The sequence below is a fragment of the Nocardioides panacis genome (assembly GCF_019039255.1).
GTDB classification, from domain to species: domain Bacteria; phylum Actinomycetota; class Actinomycetes; order Propionibacteriales; family Nocardioidaceae; genus Nocardioides_B; species Nocardioides_B panacis.
In genome coordinates, this window is record NZ_CP077062.1 from 3,797,240 (window position 1) to 3,814,719 (window position 17,480).

Genomic DNA, 17,480 nt, shown 5'->3' on the forward strand with positions numbered 1-17,480 from the left:
TGCACCCGGAGGGGCTGGCCAGCCTGCGGACGCTCTGCCTCACGGACCGACTGGCCCGGGACTGTGCTGGAGCCGCCTGTCGGAATCGAACCGACGACCTTCTCATTACGAGTGAGACGCTCTACCGACTGAGCTAAGGCGGCGCAGTGCCCGACCTGACAGCCGGGCACGCCGGACGAGTATACGAAAGACCGACCCGGCTGCCGAATCCGGCCGTCAGCGGCCCTCGAGCAGCGGTCCGGCGGGGTCGTGGGACAGCCCGCGCCGTCGCGCCGCCATCCCGGAGAGCGCCTCCAGGGCGACCCGGTTCGCGAGCGCCGCGGTGATCTCGGCGTGGTCGTAGGGCGGGGAGACCTCGACGATGTCCAGGCCGACGACCGGCAGCTCCAGGCAGATCCGGCGCACCGAGTCGAGCAGCTGGCGGGCCGAGAGGCCGCCCGGCTCCGGCGTACCCGTGCCGGGCGCGTGTCCGGGGTCGCAGACGTCCACGTCGACGGAGAGGAACACGCCGTCGCAGTCGTCCAGGGCGATCCCGAACGCCTCGGTCAGGCAGGTGTCCAGGCCGCGGCTGCCGATCTCGGTCATCTCGTAGGACCGCATGTTCTGCTCGGCCATCCACGACAGCGTCTCGGGCGGCGGCCAGTAGCCGCGCAGCCCGATCTGCAGGAAGCGGTCGCCGCGCAGCGCCCCGGACTCGATCAGCCGGCGCATCGGCTGGCCGTGCCCGTAGAGCGAGCCGAACTCGATGTCGCCGGTGTCGGCGTGGGCGTCGAAGTGCAGCATCGACACCCTGCCGAAGCCGTGGTGCCGGGCGACCCCGGTCGCGTCCGGCAGCGCGATGGTGTGGTCGCCGCCGAGCACGAGAGGTACGGCGCCCGCCGCCGCCACGGTGTGCACGGCCTCCTCCAGCGAGGCGATCGAGCGCTCGACGTCGCCGGAGTACATCTCCACGTCGCCGGCGTCCAGCACGCGGAGGTCCTGCAGGGCGTCCACCCGGAGGGCGAGGTGCGGGCGGGAGCCGTCGTGCGGCAGGTAGTCGGTCTGCCGGATCGCCATCGGGCCGAACCGGGTGCCGGGCCGGTGCGACGTACCTCCGTCGAACGGCGCCCCCACGATCACCACGTCCGCACCGGCGTACGTCGCGGGGTCGTCGAGCGCGCAGCGGTCCACGCCGAGGAAGGTGATGTCCGGGCCGTACTGGGGGCCGTACCTCGCCATCAGCAGTCCACCTCGGCCTTCGGGACGGTGCCCTGCACGAGGTAGGACTCGACGGCGGTGTCGACGCAGGAGTTCCCGGACTTGTAGCCGGTGTGCCCGTCGCCGTCCCGCTTGACCAGCACCCCGGAGTCGAGCTGGTGGGCCAGCGCCTCGGCCCAGACCAGCGGCGTCGCCGGGTCACGGGTGGTGCCGACCACCATGATCGGGGCGGCGCCCGGGGCCTTGATCGGCGCGCCTGTCCGGCCGGTGTGGACCGGCCAGTTCTCGCAGGCGGAGAGCCCGTAGGCGAACGCCCGGCCGAAGGTGGGGGACGCCTTCTCGAAGCGGGGGACGTACTTCTCCACCTCGGAGCTCGGCACCCCGTCGTCGTGGTCGAGGCAGTTGACGGCGTAGAGCACCTCGAGGGAGTTGCTCTGGTAGCCGTCCGGGCCGCGCGAGACGTAGGCGTCGGCCAGCGCCATCAGCTGCGCGCCGTTGCCGGCGAACGCGGACTGCAGCGCCTGGTCGAGGATCGGCCAGTAGCCCTTGTTGTAGAGCGGCAGCCAGACCCCGACAAGCGCGTTGCCGGACTCGAGCCGGCGGGAGGCGGTGCCGGTCAGCGGCTTCTTCTCCACGTCATCGAGGAAGGTCCGGATCCGCTGGGTCCCGGCGTCGACGCTCTTCCCGAGGAAGCAGCCGCCGCGGTCGACGCAGGCGCCGACGTAGGCCCGCAGCGCGACCTCGAAGCCCCTGGCCTGGACCAGGCTCTGCTGGACGGTCGAGATCGAGGGGTCCAGGGCCCCGTCGAGCACCATCCGGCCGACCCGCCCGGGGAACAGCCCGGCGTAGGTGGCCCCGATCGCGGTGCCGTAGGAGGCACCGAAGTAGGTCAGCTTCCTGTCCCCGAGCGCCGCGCGCAGGACGTCGACGTCCTTGGCCACCTCGACGGTGGACATGTGCCGGACCAGCGCGCCGCTCTCCCGGAGGCAGCCCTGGCCGAGCCGGGTGAGCAGCTCGTCGGAGTGCGCGGTCTCGGCGGCGGTGTCCGGGTCGGGGTCGGAGGCGATCAGGTCGTCGAGCTCCTTGGTGCCCGCGCAGGTCAGCGGGTCGCTGGTGCCGACGCCCCGCGGGTCGAACCCGACGACGTCGAAGGAGCCGAGCAGCTCCGAGCCGAACGAGGACGACGCGCCGGCGGCGTAGTCCACGCCGGAGGCGCCGGGGCCACCCGGGTTCACCACCATCGAGCCGAGCCGGCGCCCGGCGCTGGTCGCGGGCACCTTGAGCACCTGCAGCTTGATCGTGCGGCCCTGCGGCTTCGCGTAGTCCAGCGGCACGGTCAGGGTCGTGCACCGGTCACCGCCGCGGCACGAGCGCCAGTCGAGCTTCTGCTCGTAGAAGGACCGCAGGCCCGCGTCGGCGGTCGCGGTCGCCGACGGCCCGCTCGACGCGATCGGGCTCGGGGTCAGCGACGGCTTCTCCGCGGCCTTCCGGTCGCCGGTGCCGAGGAGGCCGCACCCGGAGAGCAGCAGCGCCAGCACGGCCAGGAGTACGACGCCACGTCGGCGGGGTTGGGTCACGCCACCACTCTAGGAGACCCGCCCTGGCGGCTCAGCGGATCCGCAGCTCGACCATCATCGACTCGAGCGCCAGCAGCGGGGTGGTGTTGAACTCCATCATCTGGTTGCGGGCGGTGAAGATCGCGTCGATCCGGCGGATGTTCTGCTCCGGGCTGGACCGGCGGGCCAGGTCCTCGACCTGGTCGCGGACCTCCTCGTTGACCAGGTCGCCGCGGGCCCCGGTCTGCAGGGTGATCGCGTCGCGGTAGACCGACATGATGTCCATCAGCCCGCGGTCGATCACGTCCATCACCCGGCGCTTCTCGCGCTGCTTCTGGCTGTGCTGGAGCTCCTTGAGGCCGGCGCGGTAGGCGCGCGAGGTCTTGGCCTTGCGGTCGTCGCCGTAGAGCGCCTCGAGCTCGGTCTGCTCCCGGGCGTTGCTGCGCTCGGTGAGCGAGGCGGTCTCGTCCTTGGCGATGTCGACCAGGTTGGCCGCGGCGTTCATGCAGGCGCCGAGCGAGGTCAGGCCGCCGGGCAGCGAGACCACCTCGCGGCGCCGGTTGCGGGTCTTCTCGTCGGTGGCCAGCGCCCGGGCGCGGCCGATGTGGCCCTGGCTGGCCCGGGCCGCGAAGGCCGCGACGGACTCCCCGACGCCGTGCTGCTCGACCAGGAACCGGGTCACCTCCCGGGCGGTCGGCGTGGCCAGCGTGACGTTGCGGCAGCGGGAGCGGATCGTCGGCAGGACGTCCTCGATGGTCGGCGCGCACAGCAGCCAGACGGTCTTCGGGGTCGGCTCCTCGATCGCCTTGAGCAGGGTGTTGCCGGTGCGCTCGCCGAGCCGGTCGGCGTCCTCGATCACCATCACCTGGTGGCGCCGCTCGACCGGGGACAGCGCCGAGCGGTGCACCAGCTCGCGCATGTCGTCGATGTAGAGCACCGAGGTCTCCGAGCGGGTGATGCTCACGTCGGGGTGCGACCCGGCCAGGGCGGTGCGGCAGGCGTGGCACTCCCCGCAGCCGGTCCCGCGCTCGCACTGCAGCGCGGCGGCGAACGCCAGCGCCACGTTGGAGCGGCCGGACCCGGGCGGACCGGTGAACAGCCAGGCGTGCGTCATGCCCTGGCCGGCCACGGCCGCCTTGAGGGGCGCGACCGCGTGCTCCTGGCCGACGAGGGTCGCCCAGACTCCGCTCACGCGTCCGCCCGCCGGACCGCGTGGTCGAGCAGCGGGCGCAGCCGGTGCCGGATCTCCTCGGCGATCTCGTCGACCGGCCGCCGCGCGTCGACGACGAGGTAGTGCTCGGGGGCGTTGCCGGCGAGGTGCACGAACCCGTCACGCACCCGCTCGTGGAAGTCCACGGACTCCGCCTCGATCCGGTCGCGCTCCACGAACCGGGTCAGCCCCTGCTGGGGCGGCAGGTCGAGCAGCACCGTGAGGTTCGGGCGCAGGTCGTCGGTGGCCCAGCGGGCGATCCGCTCCACCTCCCGGTCGACCAGCGCCCGCCCGGCGCCCTGGTAGGCCAGCGTGGAGTCGACGTAGCGGTCGGTGACGACGACCGCCCCGCGGGCCAGCGCCGGGGCGACCACCCGGTCGACGTGCTCGGCCTTGTCGGCGGCGTAGAGCAACGCCTCGGTGCGGGGCGAGATGTCGCCGGTCGCCGGGTCGAGCACGATCGTGCGGAGCTTGGCGCCGACCTCGGTGGCCCCGGGCTCGCGGGTCAGCACCACGTCGTACCCGTCGGCCTCGAGCCACTCGCGCAGCCGCTGCGACTGGGTGGACTTGCCGGCGCCCTCGCCGCCCTCGAACGCGACGAAGCACCCGGTGGCGGAGTAGACCCCCGCCGACCCGGTGAAGGAGTGCCGCAGCTCGGTCATCAGCGAGGGTCCGTTCCGGTCGACCATCTGACGGTAGGACGCCACACCGACAGCCGTCATCAGCACGGCGGCGATCAGGAACGTGAACGCGGCGCCGTTGTAGACCAGGTAGGGGTGGCCGAACTCGTCGAGCGGGCCCAGGGTGTGGGTGCCGATCAGCCCGGCCAGCAGCGGCGAGACGGCCAGCACCAGCGCCAGCGCGAGCCGGATCATCGAGCCGACGAACGCGAAGGTCCGGCCGCGCACCTCGTCGGGCACCTCCAGGCCGAGCATCGTGTTGCCGGTGATCCACCCGACGCCGGCGAAGAAGCCGAGCACCGCGGTGATCCCGACGACGACGGGCAGCTGCTGGACCAGGGCGAGCGGGAACAGCAGCAGGCCGGTGAGCGTGAGCGCGATGCCGAACAGCCGGCGCCGGGACAGCCCCTGGAGCAGCCGCGGGCCGCGCCACATGCCGAGGCCCAGGCCCGCGAAGACGGTCCCGAACAGCACGCCGTAGCCGGAGTCGCCACCGCCCAGGTCGGAGACGAAGGTGCGGGCCAGCCCGATCACCACGCCGCCGGCGGCGAACGCCCCGACGATCCCGATCACCAGGCCGCGTACGACGGGCGTGGTGGCGACGTACTTCCAGCCGTCGAGGACCACCTTCAGCGCGCTGCTCTCGGGGTCGACCGACGCGGGGCCGGACGGGATGTGCTTGAGCCGGGTGATCACGAAGCCGGAGACGATGAAGGAGACCGCGTTGAAGTACAGCGCGAGGTCGACCGGGCCGCCGATGAAGCCGTCGAACACGTGCCGGTAGAACTTGTCGACCAGGGTCAGCCCGGCGAAGACGGCGGCCGCCGGCAGGGCCGAGCCGTAGGTCGTGGCCAGGCTGATCTGGTTCGCGGCCTCGAGCCGGTGCCGGGGCACCAGGTTGGGCACGGTGGCGTCCTTGGCGGGGCCCCACACCAGGCTGACCGCCTCGACCAGCACGGTCACCACGAAGATCCACCAGAGCTGGCCGACGATCGGGATCGTCACGAACAGCGCGCCGCGCAGGTAGTCGCCCCAGATCAGCGTGCGGCGGCGGTCCAGCTTGTCCGCGACGTACCCCGCGATCGGGCCCATCACCAGCGCGGGCAGCACCCGCAGGAACAGCACGGTGGCGATCGCGTAGTTCTTGCCCGCGTAGGACTCGGCGCTCGCGTTGGCCATCGCGGTCAGCGCCAGCAGGCCCATCCAGTCGCCGAGGCTGGAGAGCCCCAGGCCGATCCACAGGTTGCGGAAGTCCCGGATCCGCAGCACCGCGGCGAGGGAGTGGTCGGGCGCGTTGCGCAGCTCCCCCCACGCCTCGTTCGGCCGCCCGCTCAGTCACGGGATCACCCTACGGGTGACCCCGGTCCGGATGCGGGTCAGCCCTTCTTGGCGGTGGCGGTCTTCGCCGTCTTCTTCGCGGCCGTCTTCTTCGCGGCCGTCTTCTTCGCCGGGGTCTTCTTCGCGGCCTTCTTGGCGCCCTTCTTGGCCGCCTTCTTCGCCGGACCCTTCGCGCGCCGCTCGGCCAGCAGCTCGGCCGCCCGCTCGATGGTCAGCGTCTCCTCGTCGTCGCCCTGGCGCAGCGTCGCGTTGAACTCGCCGTCGGTGACGTAGGTGCCGAACCGGCCGCTCTTGAGCCGGACCACCTGCCCGCTGACCGGGTCGGTGCCGACCTCCTTGCCCGGGTCGGCCGCGGCCCGGCCCCGCTGCTTCGGCTGGGCGTAGATCGCCTGGGCCTCCTCCAGCGTGATCGTCAGCAGCTTCTCCTCGGAGTCGATCGACCGGGAGTCGGTGCCCTTCTTGAGGTACGGGCCGTAGCGACCGTTCTGTGCGGTGATCTCGTCACCGGTCTCCGGGTCCACCCCGACCACGCGGGGCAGCGTGAGCAGCTTGAGCGCGTCCTCGAGCGAGATCGTGTCCAGGTTCATCGACTTGAACAGCGAGCCGGTGCGCGGCTTGGCCGACTTCTTCGCGTCCTCGGGCAGCAGCTCGGTGACGTAGGGGCCGTAGCGGCCGTTCTTCGCGACGATCACCAGGCCGGACTCGGGGTCCTCGCCGAGGCGGGTCTCCTCGCCGGCCGGGTTGGCCAGCAGCTCCCGGGCCTTCTCGAGCGTGAGCTCGTCGGGCGGCAGGTCCTCGGGCACGTTGGCGCGGATCGGGGCGCCGTCGCCGTCCTCGGGGCCGGGGGCCTCGATGTAGGGGCCGTAGCGGCCGACCCGCAGCTCGATGCCGTCGGCGATCGGGAACGTGGCCAGCTCGCGGGCGTCGATGTCCCCGAGCTCGGTGACGAGCTGCTTGAGGCCCTCCACGTCGCCGTCGCCGAAGTAGAACGACGCCAGCTCGGCGTTGCGGTCGCGACGGCCGCCGGCGATCTCGTCGAGCACGTCCTCCATGCTGGCGGTGAACTCGTAGGACACCAGCCGGGTGAAGTGCTCCTCGAGCAGCCTGATCACCGAGAACGCCAGCCACGCCGGCACCAGCGCGGTGCCCTTCTTGTACACGTAGCCGCGGTTCAGGATCGTGCCGATGATCGAGGCGTACGTCGACGGGCGGCCGATCTGCCGCTCCTCGAGCTCGCGGATCAGGGAGGCCTCGGTGTAGCGGGCCGGCGGCTTGGTCTGGTGGCCCGAGGCGGTGATGCTGGCGGCGCTGACGGCGTCGCCCTCGGACACGTTCGGCAGCCGGGTCTCCCGGTCGTCGGTGTCGCTGTCCGGGTCGTCGGACCCCTCGACGTACGCCTTGAGGAAGCCGTGGAAGGTGATCACCCGGCCGGAGGCGGAGAACACCACGTCCTCCCCGCTCGCGGCCGGACCACCGAGGCGCACGGTGACGCTGCGCCCCTCGGCGTCCTTCATCTGGGAGGCGACGGTGCGCATCCAGATCAGCTCGTAGAGCCGGAACTCGTCACCGGTCAGACCGGTCTGGGCCGGGGTGCGGAAGTTCTCCCCGGCCGGGCGCACCGCCTCGTGGGCCTCCTGGGCGTTCTTGACCTTGGAGGTGTAGGACCGCGGCTGGTCCGGCACGTACTCCGCGCCGTACAGCTCCCGGGCCTGGTTGCGCGCGGCGGTGATGGCGGTCTCCGACAGCGTGGTGGAGTCCGTGCGCATGTAGGTGATGAAGCCGTTCTCGTACAGCCGCTGGGCGACCGACATGGTGCGCGAGGCGGTGTAGCCCAGCTTGCGGGAGGCCTCCTGCTGCAGCGTTGTCGTGCGGAACGGCGCGTAGGGCTGGCGGCGGTAGGGCTTGGCCTCCACCGAGCGGATCTCGAACGTGGTGTCGTCGAGGCCCGCGACCAGGGCCTCGGCCCGGGTGCGGTCCAGGTGCACGACGTTCGCGCCGGCCTTGAGCTCGCCGAGCGAGGTGAAGTCGCTGCCCCGGGCCACCCGCATCTCGTCGATCGAGTGCAGCTTGGCGGGGAACATCCGCTCGTCGTGCTGGGCGCCGGCGTCGAAGGTGCCCTCGAGGTCCCAGTAGCCCGCGGTCCGGAACGCGATCCGGTCGCGCTCCTTGTCGACCACCAGCCGGGTCGCGACGGACTGCACGCGGCCCGCGGACAGGCCGGACATGACCTTCTTCCACAGCACCGGGGAGACCTCGTAGCCGTAGAGCCGGTCCAGGATCCGGCGGGCCTCCTGCGCCTCGACGAGGTCCATGTCGATGTCGCGGGGGTTGTCGACCGCGGCGTTGATCGCCTGGGGGGTGATCTCGTGGAAGACCATCCGGCGGACCGGGACCTTCGGGTTCAGCTCGTCGAGCAGGTGCCACGCGATGGCCTCGCCCTCGCGGTCCTCGTCAGTGGCGAGGAAGAGCTCGGAGGCGTCCTTGAGCAGCCCCTTGAGCTTGGTCATGTGGGACTTCTTGTCCCGGGACACCACGTAGTAGGGCGTGAAGTCGTTGTCGACGTCCACGCCGAGGCGGGCCCAGGGCTCGCCCTTGATCTTGGCGGGCACGTCGGCCGCGCTCTGCGGGAGGTCGCGGATGTGCCCGATCGAGGACTCCACGACGTAGCCGTTGCCCAGGTAGCCGGCGATCGTCTTCGCCTTGGCAGGCGACTCGACGATGACCAGCTTGTGCCCGGTGCCGCCAGCGGCACCTGTTTTCTTCGCCAACTCTTCTCAGGCTCCCTCAGTACGTGTTCGCGGTGACACGGTAGCGCCTGGTGCCGCGCGACCCGTCACGCCGGGGTGAGGAACCCGTCCGCCACGAGGTCGCGGACGGCAGGCGTCCGGTCCCTCCGCAGCGCGGTCGCGTCCTCGTCCAGCAGCGTGGCCAGGGCGTCCAGGATCTGGCCGACCGTGAGGTCCCCGTCGCACGCCCCGACCAGACCGGCCTCGACGGTGTCGGCCCGCCGGGCGCGTCGCATCCCGCGCTGCTGGCGCAGCACGATGGTCTCCGGCTCGCCGGCCCCGACCTCCCCGACGGTCTCCTGGCGGACGTCCACCCGGACCTCCAGCCGGGCGGCGAGCAACGCCTCGTCGTCGGCGGCCGCCAGGAAGTCGGTACGACGGGCCCGCTCGGCGACCTCGCGGCCGAGGGGCTGCTCGATCTCGAAGGGCCACTCCTCCAGGTGCAGGACCGGCGACCGGTCCGGGTGACCCTGGTGACCGGTGCGGCGCAGGTGCAGCCACCCGAAGCCCACGGCCTCGATGTCCTGCTCGGCGAACCACGCCAGCCAGGCGTCGTACCGGCGGGCGTAGTCGGGACGCCCGTGCACGCCGGCGTCCTTGAGCCACAGCTCGACGTACTCCGCGGGGTCGGCCACCTCGCGCTGCACGACCCAGGCGTCGCAGCCGCTGCCCTCGAGCCAGCCGCCGACCCGGTCCTGCCAGGGCTCCCCGCGCCGGTGCACCCAGTTCGCGAGCACCTGCACCCAGCCGCCGGGGTTCAGGTGCGCGGGCGCCCGGGTGACCACCCGGCGGACCATCTCGTCGCCGGGCAGCCCGGAGTCGCGGTAGACCAGCCGCGCGTCGGTGGCCGGCGACACCACGAACGGCGGGTTGGTGACCACCAGGTCGAACCGCTCGCCGGCGACCGGCTCGAACAGGCTGCCCGCGCGGACGTCGACGCGCACCCGGTTCAGCGCGGCGTTCAGCCGGGTCATCGCCAGCGCCCGCTCGTTGACGTCGGTGGCGACGATGTCGTCGACGTGCTCGGCGAGGTGCAGGGCCTGCACGCCGCAGCCGGTGCCGAGGTCCAGGGCCCGGGCGAACGGCTCGCGCACAGTCAGCTGGGCCAGCGAGGAGGACGCGGAGCTGATCCCGAGGACGTGGTCGGCGCCGACGTCGATGGGCGCTCCGTCCAGGCCCGGGGTCAGGTCGCTGACCACCCACCAGCCGCGGCCGTCGTCGGCGTAGGGGCGTACGTCGACCAGCGCCCGGACCTCGCCGCCGGAGACCTCGAGCAGGTGCGCCGCCGCGAGGGCGTCGACCAGCCCGGGCAGCGCCCGGTCGGCCGCCTCGCGGGACACCGGCGCCTGCAGCGGCCAGAGCCGGACCAGCGTCTCCAGGGGCGAGCCGCCGGCCGTGGCGCGCAGCCCGGGGGTGGTCTCGTTGCGCGACAGCGCGGCGTGCGCCATGGGACCGAGCAGGTCGGCCACCTCGTCGTACCCGAAGCCGGTGCGCTCCAGGGCGGAGCGGAGGCGGTCGACGAGGTCGGGTGCGAGGAGGTCCACGCCTGTCACCCTAGGGGGGACCGACGACGACGACCCGCCTGCCGGGGCAGACGGGTCGTCGAGGGTGCAGCGGCGGTGCCGGTCAGCGCGTGGCGGGCGCCTCGACCGGGTCGCCGATGCTGACCGAGCGGCGCTTCGAGACGACGATCGCCGCGGCGATGATCGCCACCGCCACGACCGCGATCAGGATCCGCACCGGGTCGTTCTGGTTGTCGCCCACCGAGAGGCTGACCACCGCGGTGGCGATCAGCAGGGAGACCAGGTTCATCACCTTGATCAGCGGGTTGATGGCCGGGCCGGCGGTGTCCTTGAACGGGTCGCCGACCGTGTCGCCGATGATCGTCGCCTCGTGGGCCGGGGACCCCTTGCCGCCGTGGTGGCCGTCCTCGACGAGCTTCTTGGCGTTGTCCCAGGCGCCGCCGGAGTTGGCCAGGAACACGGCCATCAGGGTGCCGGTGGCGATCGCGCCGGCCAGGAAGCCGGCCAGCGAGGTGGCACCGAGCCCGAACCCGACCGCGATCGGGGCCAGCACCGCCAGGATGCCGGGGGTCACGAGCTCGCGCAGCGAGTCCTTGGTGACGATGTCGACGACCTTGCCGTACTCCGGACGGCCGGTGCCCTCCATGATCCCGGGGATCTCCCGGAACTGGCGGCGGACCTCGTAGACGACCGCGCCGGCAGCCCGGGCGACCGCGTTGATGGCCAGGCCGGAGAACAGGAACACCACCGCCGAGCCGAGCAGCGCGCCGACGAGCACCGCCGGGTTGAACACGCTGAAGTCCAGCAGGTTGCTCTCCTTGGCCGTCGGGTTGGCCTTGGCGAGCTCCTCGTAGATGGAGGTCGCGTAGGAGCCGAACAGCGCGGTCGCCGCCAGCACCGCGGTGGCGATCGCGATGCCCTTGGTGATCGCCTTGGTCGTGTTGCCGACCGCGTCGAGCTCGGTGAGGATCTGGGCGCCCTCCTCGCTCACGTCGCCGGACATCTCCGCGATGCCCTGGGCGTTGTCGGAGACCGGGCCGAAGGTGTCCATGGCGACGATCACGCCGACCGTGGTGAGCAGTCCGGTGCCGGCCAGCGCCACCGCGAACAGCGAGACGGTCAGCGCCGCGCCACCCAGGAGGTAGGCGCCGAAGACGGCCGCCCCGATCACCAGCGTGGTGTAGACCGCGGACTCGAAGCCGACCGAGAGGCCGGACAGGATCACAGTCGCGGCGCCGGTCAGCGAGGTGACGCCGACGTCCTTGACCGGGCGGTGCTCGGTGCCGGTGTAGTAGCCGGTCAGCGCCAGGATGCCCGAGGACATCACGATGCCGATGACGACCGCCGTGGAGGCGATCAGCCGCGGGTCGCCGTCGAAGGAGGCGAACTGCGGCCCGAACTCGGCGAAGCTGCCGGGCAGGTAGAGGAAGGACAGCACGATGCTGGCGACCGCGGCGATGCCGGAGGAGAGGTAGAACGACCGGTTGATGGTCTTCAGGCCGTTCTCGCCGGCCTTGGGCTTGGTCAGGTAGACACCCGCCACCGCGGTCAGCGCCCCGATCGCGGGGATCAGCAGCGGGAAGACCAGGCCCTTGTCGCCGAACACCTGCGAGCCGAGGATCAGCGCGGCGACCAGCGTGACGGCGTAGGACTCGAACAGGTCGGCCGCCATGCCGGCGCAGTCACCGACGTTGTCACCGACGTTGTCGGCGATCGTCGCAGCGTTGCGCGGGTCGTCCTCGGGGATGTTCTGCTCCACCTTGCCGACCAGGTCCGCGCCGACGTCGGCGGCCTTGGTGAAGATGCCGCCGCCGACCCGCATGAACATCGCGAGCAGCGCGGCGCCGAAGCCGAAGCCCTCGAGCACCTTGGGCGCCTCGCCCTGGAAGAACAGCACCACCAGGCTGGCGCCGAGCAGGCCGAGGCCGACGGTGAGCATGCCCACCATGGCGCCGGTCCGCAGGCCGATCGTCATGGCCGGCTCCCGGCCCTCGGCGTTGGCGGCCGCGGCGACGCGCAGGTTGGCGCGCACGGCGAGGTTCATCCCGAGGTAGCCGACCGTGGCGGAGAAGCCCGCGCCCACCAGGAAGAACACCGAGCGGAAGATCCGCACCGTCAGGTCGTCGGCGGGCAGGGCGAGCAGGGCGAAGAATGCGATGGCGGCGAAGATCGCCAGGGTCCGGAACTGCCGGGTGAGGTAGGCGTTGGCCCCCTCCTGCACCGCTCGCGCGATGGTCTTCATGTTCTCCGTGCCTTCACCAGCGGCAAGGACCTGACCTCGGAACACCACGGCCATCACCAGCGCGACGAGCGCGATGACGCCGACGATGACGACGAGTATCAGGTTGCCTCCGGACAGGTCCACGGTCGCAGCCCCGCCACCGGTCTCGGCGGCAAAGATGTGCCCGGACATACGTCCTCCTCTTGTGGGCGCTCAAGCCCGGCGATGATCTGGTCCACGGTCCGACGGACCGCACCGCGTGCAGGCGGTGTGACCTGCCTCACGCGGCGTTGTGCCGGGGAGTCTACTGAGATCGGCAGGGCGCGCGAGGACAACACATGTGGGATAGCCCACATTTCAAGGGGATCTCGGGAGAACCGAGCGCTCAGACGAGGGCCCAGGACATGGACAGCACGGTGCTGTCGTCGTCCTGGGCGATCGTGAAGTCGTCGATCAGGCCGCGCAGCAGGGCCCACGGCTCGATGCCGTCGATGTCGCTGGTGGGCGGGTCCTGGGCGGCGATGGAGCCGGCCGCCGCGACGGAGACGCGCAGCCGGTCCTCGAGCCGCATGCGGACCTCGACGGGCCCCACGTCGGTGCTGTCCTGACCGACCAGCAGCGCGCAGGCCTCGCCGACGGCGAGGCGGACCTCCTCGACGAACTCCTCGTCCTGCGAGGCACGACGGGCGACGGCGGCCGCGACCAGCCGGACCGTGCGCACCAATGCAGGGTCCCGGGCGATGGCGACGGTGATCCCGGTGGCGGTCCGAGCCGCTCCGGCCGGCACCGCTCTACCGCTCGGCGAGCGCGTCGGCCTGCGACCCGTGGATGGCGAAGACCTTCGCCAGACCGGTGATACGGAAGATCTTGAGCAGCCGCTCCTGGTTGCAGATCAGGCGCATCGAGCCGTCGTGGGCGCGCACCTTCTTGAGCCCGCCGACCAGGACGCCGAGTCCGGTCGAGTCCAGGAAGTCGACCTTCTCCATGTCGATGACCAGGTTGTAGTTGCCGTTCCCGACGAGCTCGGTGATCTTGTCACGGAGCTTGGGAGCGGTGTACACGTCGATCTCGCCGCCCACCTCGATGATCGTGTGACCATCTTCGTGGCGCGTCTCGAGTGACAGATCCACGTGCGACTCCTCACCGATGTCGGCTGATGCTGCTTCGTACCGGCGATCATTCAACCATGCACCGCCGCAGAGCAGCGGACACTCCGGGAAAAGCGGGCGTCGGTGGTCTGACCAGCGGATCCGCCGGGGGTGGTCTTTGGGACACTCCGGGGGTGGTGAACGACGTGTCAGCCTCGCCCGCCCGGGCGGTCGTCAGCCGGTTGGCGCTCACCCCGGGCCGCGAGGACAGCCTCACCCACCTCGAGGTGATCCCGGCACGCCCCGGTCGCCGCGCGCCCTGGCCGGAGTGGGCCGACCCCGGGCTGGTCGAGGCGCTGCGGGCCCGCGGCATCCCGGAGCCGTGGCAGCACCAGGTCGACGCCGCCGAGGCCGCGCACCGCGGCGAGCACGTCGTGCTCTCGACGGGCACCGCCTCGGGCAAGTCGCTGGGCTACCTGCTGCCGGCCCTGAGCGCGGTCCAGTCCGCGCGCGGGCGCTCCGGGCGGCGCGGCGCCACCACGCTCTACCTGTCCCCGACCAAGGCGCTGGCCCAGGACCAGCTCGGGTCGGTGCGCGGCCTCGGCCTCCCGGGGCTGGCCGCGACCACCCACGACGGCGACTCGTCGGTCGAGCAGCGCGACTGGGCCCGTGACCACGCGGAGTACGTCCTGACCAACCCCGACATGCTGCACCACTCGCTGCTGCCGGGGCACCAGCGCTGGTCCCGGTTCTTCGGCCTGCTGGAGTACGTCGTCATCGACGAGTGCCACCACTACCGCGGCGTCTTCGGCGCCCACGTCGCGCAGATCGTCCGGCGGCTGCGCCGGGTGTGCGCGACGTACGGCGCCTCGCCGACGTTCGTGCTCGCCTCTGCCACCGCCGCGGAGCCCGACGTCACCGCCTCGCGGCTGACCGGACTCGCCGTCCGCGCGGTGTCCGAGGACTCCTCGGCCCGCGGCGAGGTGACGCTGGCCCTGTGGGAGCCGCCCTTCGCGTCCTACCTCGGCGAGAACGGCGCGCCCGTCCGGCGCGCCGCCACCTCCGAGACCGCCGACCTGCTGACCGACCTGGTCGTCGACGGGGTGCGGACACTGGCGTTCGTGCGCTCGCGCCGGGGCGCCGAATCGGTGGCGATGACCGCGCGGCGGCTGCTCGGCGAGGTCGCCCCGGAGCTGGCGGACCGGGTCGCGGCCTACCGCGGCGGCTACCTGCCCGAGGACCGCCGGGAGATCGAGCAGGCACTGCGCTCGGGCCGGCTGACCGGGCTGGCGGCGACCAACGCGCTCGAGCTCGGCATCGACGTGTCCGGTCTGGACGCGGTGCTGATGGCCGGCTTCCCCGGGACCCGGGCGGCGCTGTGGCAGCAGGTCGGCCGGGCGGGGCGGGGCGGCCAGGACGCCCTCGGGGTGCTGGTCGCCCGCGACGACCCCCCTGGACACCTACCTCGTCAACCACCCCGAGGCGCTGATCGGGGTGCCGGTGGAGGCCAACGTCTTCGACCCGGACAACCCCTACGTGCTGGGTCCGCACCTGTGCGCCGCGGCCTCCGAGCTGCCGCTGACCGAGGAGGACCTGCCGCTGTTCGGGCCCCGGGCCCGCGACGGTGTCGAGGCCCTGACCGCGGCCGGGATGCTGCGCCGCCGGCGGCACGCGTGGTACTGGACCGACCGGAGCCGGGCCGGCGACCTCGCCGACCTGCGCTCCACCGGAGGTGCCCCGGTGCGGCTGGTCGAGGACGGCACCGGCCGGCTGCTGGGCACCGTGGACGCCGGCTCGTCGCACGGCACCGTGCACGAGGGCGCGGTCTACCTGCACCAGGGCGAGACCTACCTCGTGCTCGGGCTGGACCTCGAGGACCGGGTCGCCACCGTGGTGCTCGACGAGCCGGGCTACAGCACCACGGCCCGCGAGGTCACCGACATCGAGATCACCGAGGAGCGCGAGCACGCCGCCTGGGGCGCGGCCCGGGTCAGCCTCGGCGGCGTCCGGGTCACCCACCAGGTGGTGTCCTTCCTGCGTCGCCGGGTGCCCTCGGGGGGAGTCCCTCGGCGATGAGCCGCTCGACCTCCCCGAGCGCACCCTGGACACCACCGCGGTCTGGTGGACACTGCCCCCGGAGCTGCTGGCCGACGGGGACGTCGCGGCCGTCGACCTGCCGGGCGCCGCGCACGCCGCCGAGCACGCCTCGATCGGGCTGCTGCCGCTGTTCGCGACCTGCGACCGCTGGGACATCGGCGGGGTCTCCACCGCCCTGCACCCGGACACCGGCACGCTCACCGTCTTCGTGTACGACGGGCACCCGGGCGGCGCAGGTTTCGCCGAGCGCGGGTTCCACGCCGCCCGGGCCTGGCTCTCCGCGACGCGGGAGGCGATCGCGGGCTGCCGGTGCGAGGAGGGCTGCCCGTCGTGCGTACAGTCGCCGAAGTGCGGGAACCAGAACAACCCGCTCGACAAGCGCGGCGCGGTCGCCCTGCTCGACGTCCTGCTCGGCGCCGCCTGACCCCTCCGGGTTTGCCGGTCTCCCCCGCGGGAAGAACTCCCTGGACCGACCCGGAAGGAACTCCCCCATGCTCGTGCTCGGCCTCATCTTGATCCTGCTCTCGGCAGGCACCCTGGTTGCCGTGCTCTCCAGCGGCACCGACGACCACGCCCAGCTGTTCGGTGGCGCGATCGACGTGTCCACGCTGGTGGTGTTCCTGGCCGGCGCGGCGGCACTCCTGGTCTTCATCATGGGACTGGAGCTGGTCCGGTCCGGCGTCCGCCGGGCGAACGCGAACCGCAAGACCAAGAAGAAGCTCCGCAGGTACGAGAAGCGCGAGGAGCAGCGCGACGACACCCCGGCCGACCCGGGCAGCACCACCGGCACGACGGCCCCCGCCGACACGACCGCGAGGCCGACCGGCACCACCGGCAGCACGCAGGGCGGTCCCTACGAGACCCCGCCCCCGCCGAGCCGCTGACCCCGCCCTCGGGCCGGCCGGTGCGCGGGTCACTGCCCGGATCACTGCCCGGGTCACTGCCCGGGTCACTGGGCGGGCCCCGCTGACACCGGCCCGGCCCGGGCCCGGCTGCTCACCTCGAGCGTCCGGCCGAGCACCGGACCGGCCTCCCGCAGCACCCGGACGGTGACCACCTCGCCGTCGACCGCGCACGAGCCCAGCCGCGCGCCGTTGCGGCCCGCCGTCGAGCCGGCGGCCGCGCACGGGTCCGCGCCGGCCTGCAGCGCTCCGGCACCCGCCAGGGCGGATAGGTCCGCCGCTGAGGCGACCCGCCGCTGGTCGGCGACGACCCCGCCCAGCGCCGCCACCAGCACGGTCGTGAACGCCAGCACTCCGACCAGGCCGAGGGCCGGCACCGTGGCACTGCCCCGCTGGTCGCGACGGGGGCGGCTCACTGCGGCTCCCGGGCCGCGACCGCCTCGGCGCGAACGTCGACGCCGGGCAGGAAGCCGAACAGTCCGCCGGGTCCGTGCACCTCGGTGCGCACCCGGACCACGACGGTGTCGCCGTCCTCCCGCACGGTGATCCGGGAGCCGTCGGGAGCGACCCGCCGGCCCAGCGCGGTGGCCGAGCCGGCGGCGTCGTCACGGGCCACGGCCCGCGCGGTCTCCCGGGCGGCGTCCACCACGCGCACCTGGGTGGCCGCCAGCGACAGCAGCCAGACCAGCCCGAGCGCCACCGCGGCGAGCGCCGGCAGCACCATCGCCGTCTCGGCGGTCACCGACCCGCGCTCGCCGGCCGCCCGTGAGCCGGCCGCCCGTGAGCAGACGGCGCGTGGGCCGGCCGCCCGTGGGTGGCCGGTGGCGGTGCCCCGCAGCCCGCGGCCCACCCCGGCCGACCGGTGATCTCGCACGGCCACGG

The 17,480-nt window shown here is 72.8% G+C and carries 14 protein-coding genes, 1 tRNA gene and 1 pseudogene; 4 read left to right on the top strand and 12 right to left on the bottom strand.

From position 1 onward, the window contains the following. Positions 1–67: 67 nt before the first annotated feature. From KRR39_RS18545 to KRR39_RS18590, 10 genes are all read right to left on the bottom strand, one after another. Positions 68–143, bottom strand: a tRNA-Thr gene (locus tag KRR39_RS18545). Between the two features lie 73 nt (positions 144–216). Beyond that, positions 217–1,218: an agmatinase gene (gene speB, locus KRR39_RS18550; protein ID WP_216938940.1), complete on the bottom strand. Its 1,002-nt coding sequence runs from the start codon at positions 1,216–1,218 to the stop codon at positions 217–219. After that, the gene (locus KRR39_RS18555) at positions 1,218–2,774 is read right to left on the bottom strand and encodes an alpha/beta hydrolase (RefSeq protein ID WP_216938941.1); all 1,557 of its coding nucleotides are present in this window, start codon (positions 2,772–2,774) and stop codon (positions 1,218–1,220) included. The genes speB and KRR39_RS18555 overlap by 1 nt, the downstream gene beginning before the upstream one ends. A 31-nt stretch (positions 2,775–2,805) precedes the next feature. Further along, the gene (locus KRR39_RS18560) at positions 2,806–3,945 is read right to left on the bottom strand and encodes a DNA polymerase III subunit delta' (protein WP_216938942.1); all 1,140 of its coding nucleotides are present in this window, start codon (positions 3,943–3,945) and stop codon (positions 2,806–2,808) included. Continuing rightward, positions 3,942–5,912 carry a dTMP kinase gene (tmk, locus tag KRR39_RS18565; protein ID WP_254185251.1) on the bottom strand — a complete coding sequence of 657 codons (1,971 nt, stop codon included), beginning with the start codon at positions 5,910–5,912 and terminating at the stop codon, positions 3,942–3,944. Before tmk ends, KRR39_RS18560 begins: the two co-directional genes overlap by 4 nt. A gap of 107 nt (positions 5,913–6,019) precedes the next feature. Beyond that, a complete protein-coding gene (topA, locus tag KRR39_RS18570) occupies positions 6,020–8,749 on the bottom strand; it encodes a type I DNA topoisomerase (protein WP_216938943.1) in 2,730 nt (909 codons plus the stop codon). A gap of 65 nt (positions 8,750–8,814) precedes the next feature. Then, positions 8,815–10,311: a DUF7059 domain-containing protein gene (locus KRR39_RS18575; protein WP_254185252.1), complete on the bottom strand. Its 1,497-nt coding sequence runs from the start codon at positions 10,309–10,311 to the stop codon at positions 8,815–8,817. Between the two features lie 82 nt (positions 10,312–10,393). Beyond that, positions 10,394–12,703 carry a sodium-translocating pyrophosphatase gene (locus tag KRR39_RS18580; protein WP_216938944.1) on the bottom strand — a complete coding sequence of 770 codons (2,310 nt, stop codon included), beginning with the start codon at positions 12,701–12,703 and terminating at the stop codon, positions 10,394–10,396. Between the two features lie 193 nt (positions 12,704–12,896). Beyond that, positions 12,897–13,298, bottom strand: a complete 402-nt coding sequence (locus tag KRR39_RS18585; protein ID WP_216938945.1) for an ATP-binding protein — start codon at positions 13,296–13,298, stop codon at positions 12,897–12,899. Positions 13,299–13,302: 4 nt separating this feature from the next. Continuing rightward, positions 13,303–13,641 carry an anti-sigma factor antagonist gene (locus KRR39_RS18590; RefSeq protein WP_216938946.1) on the bottom strand — a complete coding sequence of 113 codons (339 nt, stop codon included), beginning with the start codon at positions 13,639–13,641 and terminating at the stop codon, positions 13,303–13,305. A 56-nt stretch (positions 13,642–13,697) separates the two neighbouring features. Here KRR39_RS18590 and KRR39_RS26315 point away from each other — a divergent pair. From KRR39_RS26315 to KRR39_RS18600, 4 genes and pseudogenes are all read left to right on the top strand, one after another. Beyond that, positions 13,698–14,951: pseudogene (locus tag KRR39_RS26315) on the top strand (DEAD/DEAH box helicase); the annotation flags it as partial. A gap of 142 nt (positions 14,952–15,093) precedes the next feature. Beyond that, complete coding sequence (locus tag KRR39_RS26320; protein WP_367303682.1) at positions 15,094–15,675, top strand: hypothetical protein; 582 nt, start codon at positions 15,094–15,096, stop codon at positions 15,673–15,675. Between the two features lie 175 nt (positions 15,676–15,850). After that, positions 15,851–16,120 carry a Zn-binding domain-containing protein gene (locus KRR39_RS26325; protein WP_367303755.1) on the top strand — a complete coding sequence of 90 codons (270 nt, stop codon included), beginning with the start codon at positions 15,851–15,853 and terminating at the stop codon, positions 16,118–16,120. A 67-nt stretch (positions 16,121–16,187) separates the two neighbouring features. Beyond that, entirely contained in the window at positions 16,188–16,580 is a 393-nt protein-coding gene (locus KRR39_RS18600) for a hypothetical protein (protein WP_216938947.1), read from the top strand. A 65-nt stretch (positions 16,581–16,645) separates the two neighbouring features. On the opposite strand, the gene KRR39_RS18605 is transcribed toward KRR39_RS18600, so the two are convergent. Further along, the gene (locus KRR39_RS18605) at positions 16,646–17,014 is read right to left on the bottom strand and encodes an Rv3654c family TadE-like protein (protein WP_216938948.1); all 369 of its coding nucleotides are present in this window, start codon (positions 17,012–17,014) and stop codon (positions 16,646–16,648) included. Next, positions 17,011–17,478, bottom strand: a complete 468-nt coding sequence (locus tag KRR39_RS18610; protein WP_254185253.1) for a TadE family protein — start codon at positions 17,476–17,478, stop codon at positions 17,011–17,013. The genes KRR39_RS18605 and KRR39_RS18610 overlap by 4 nt, the downstream gene beginning before the upstream one ends. Between the last annotated feature and the right edge of the window lie 2 nt (positions 17,479–17,480).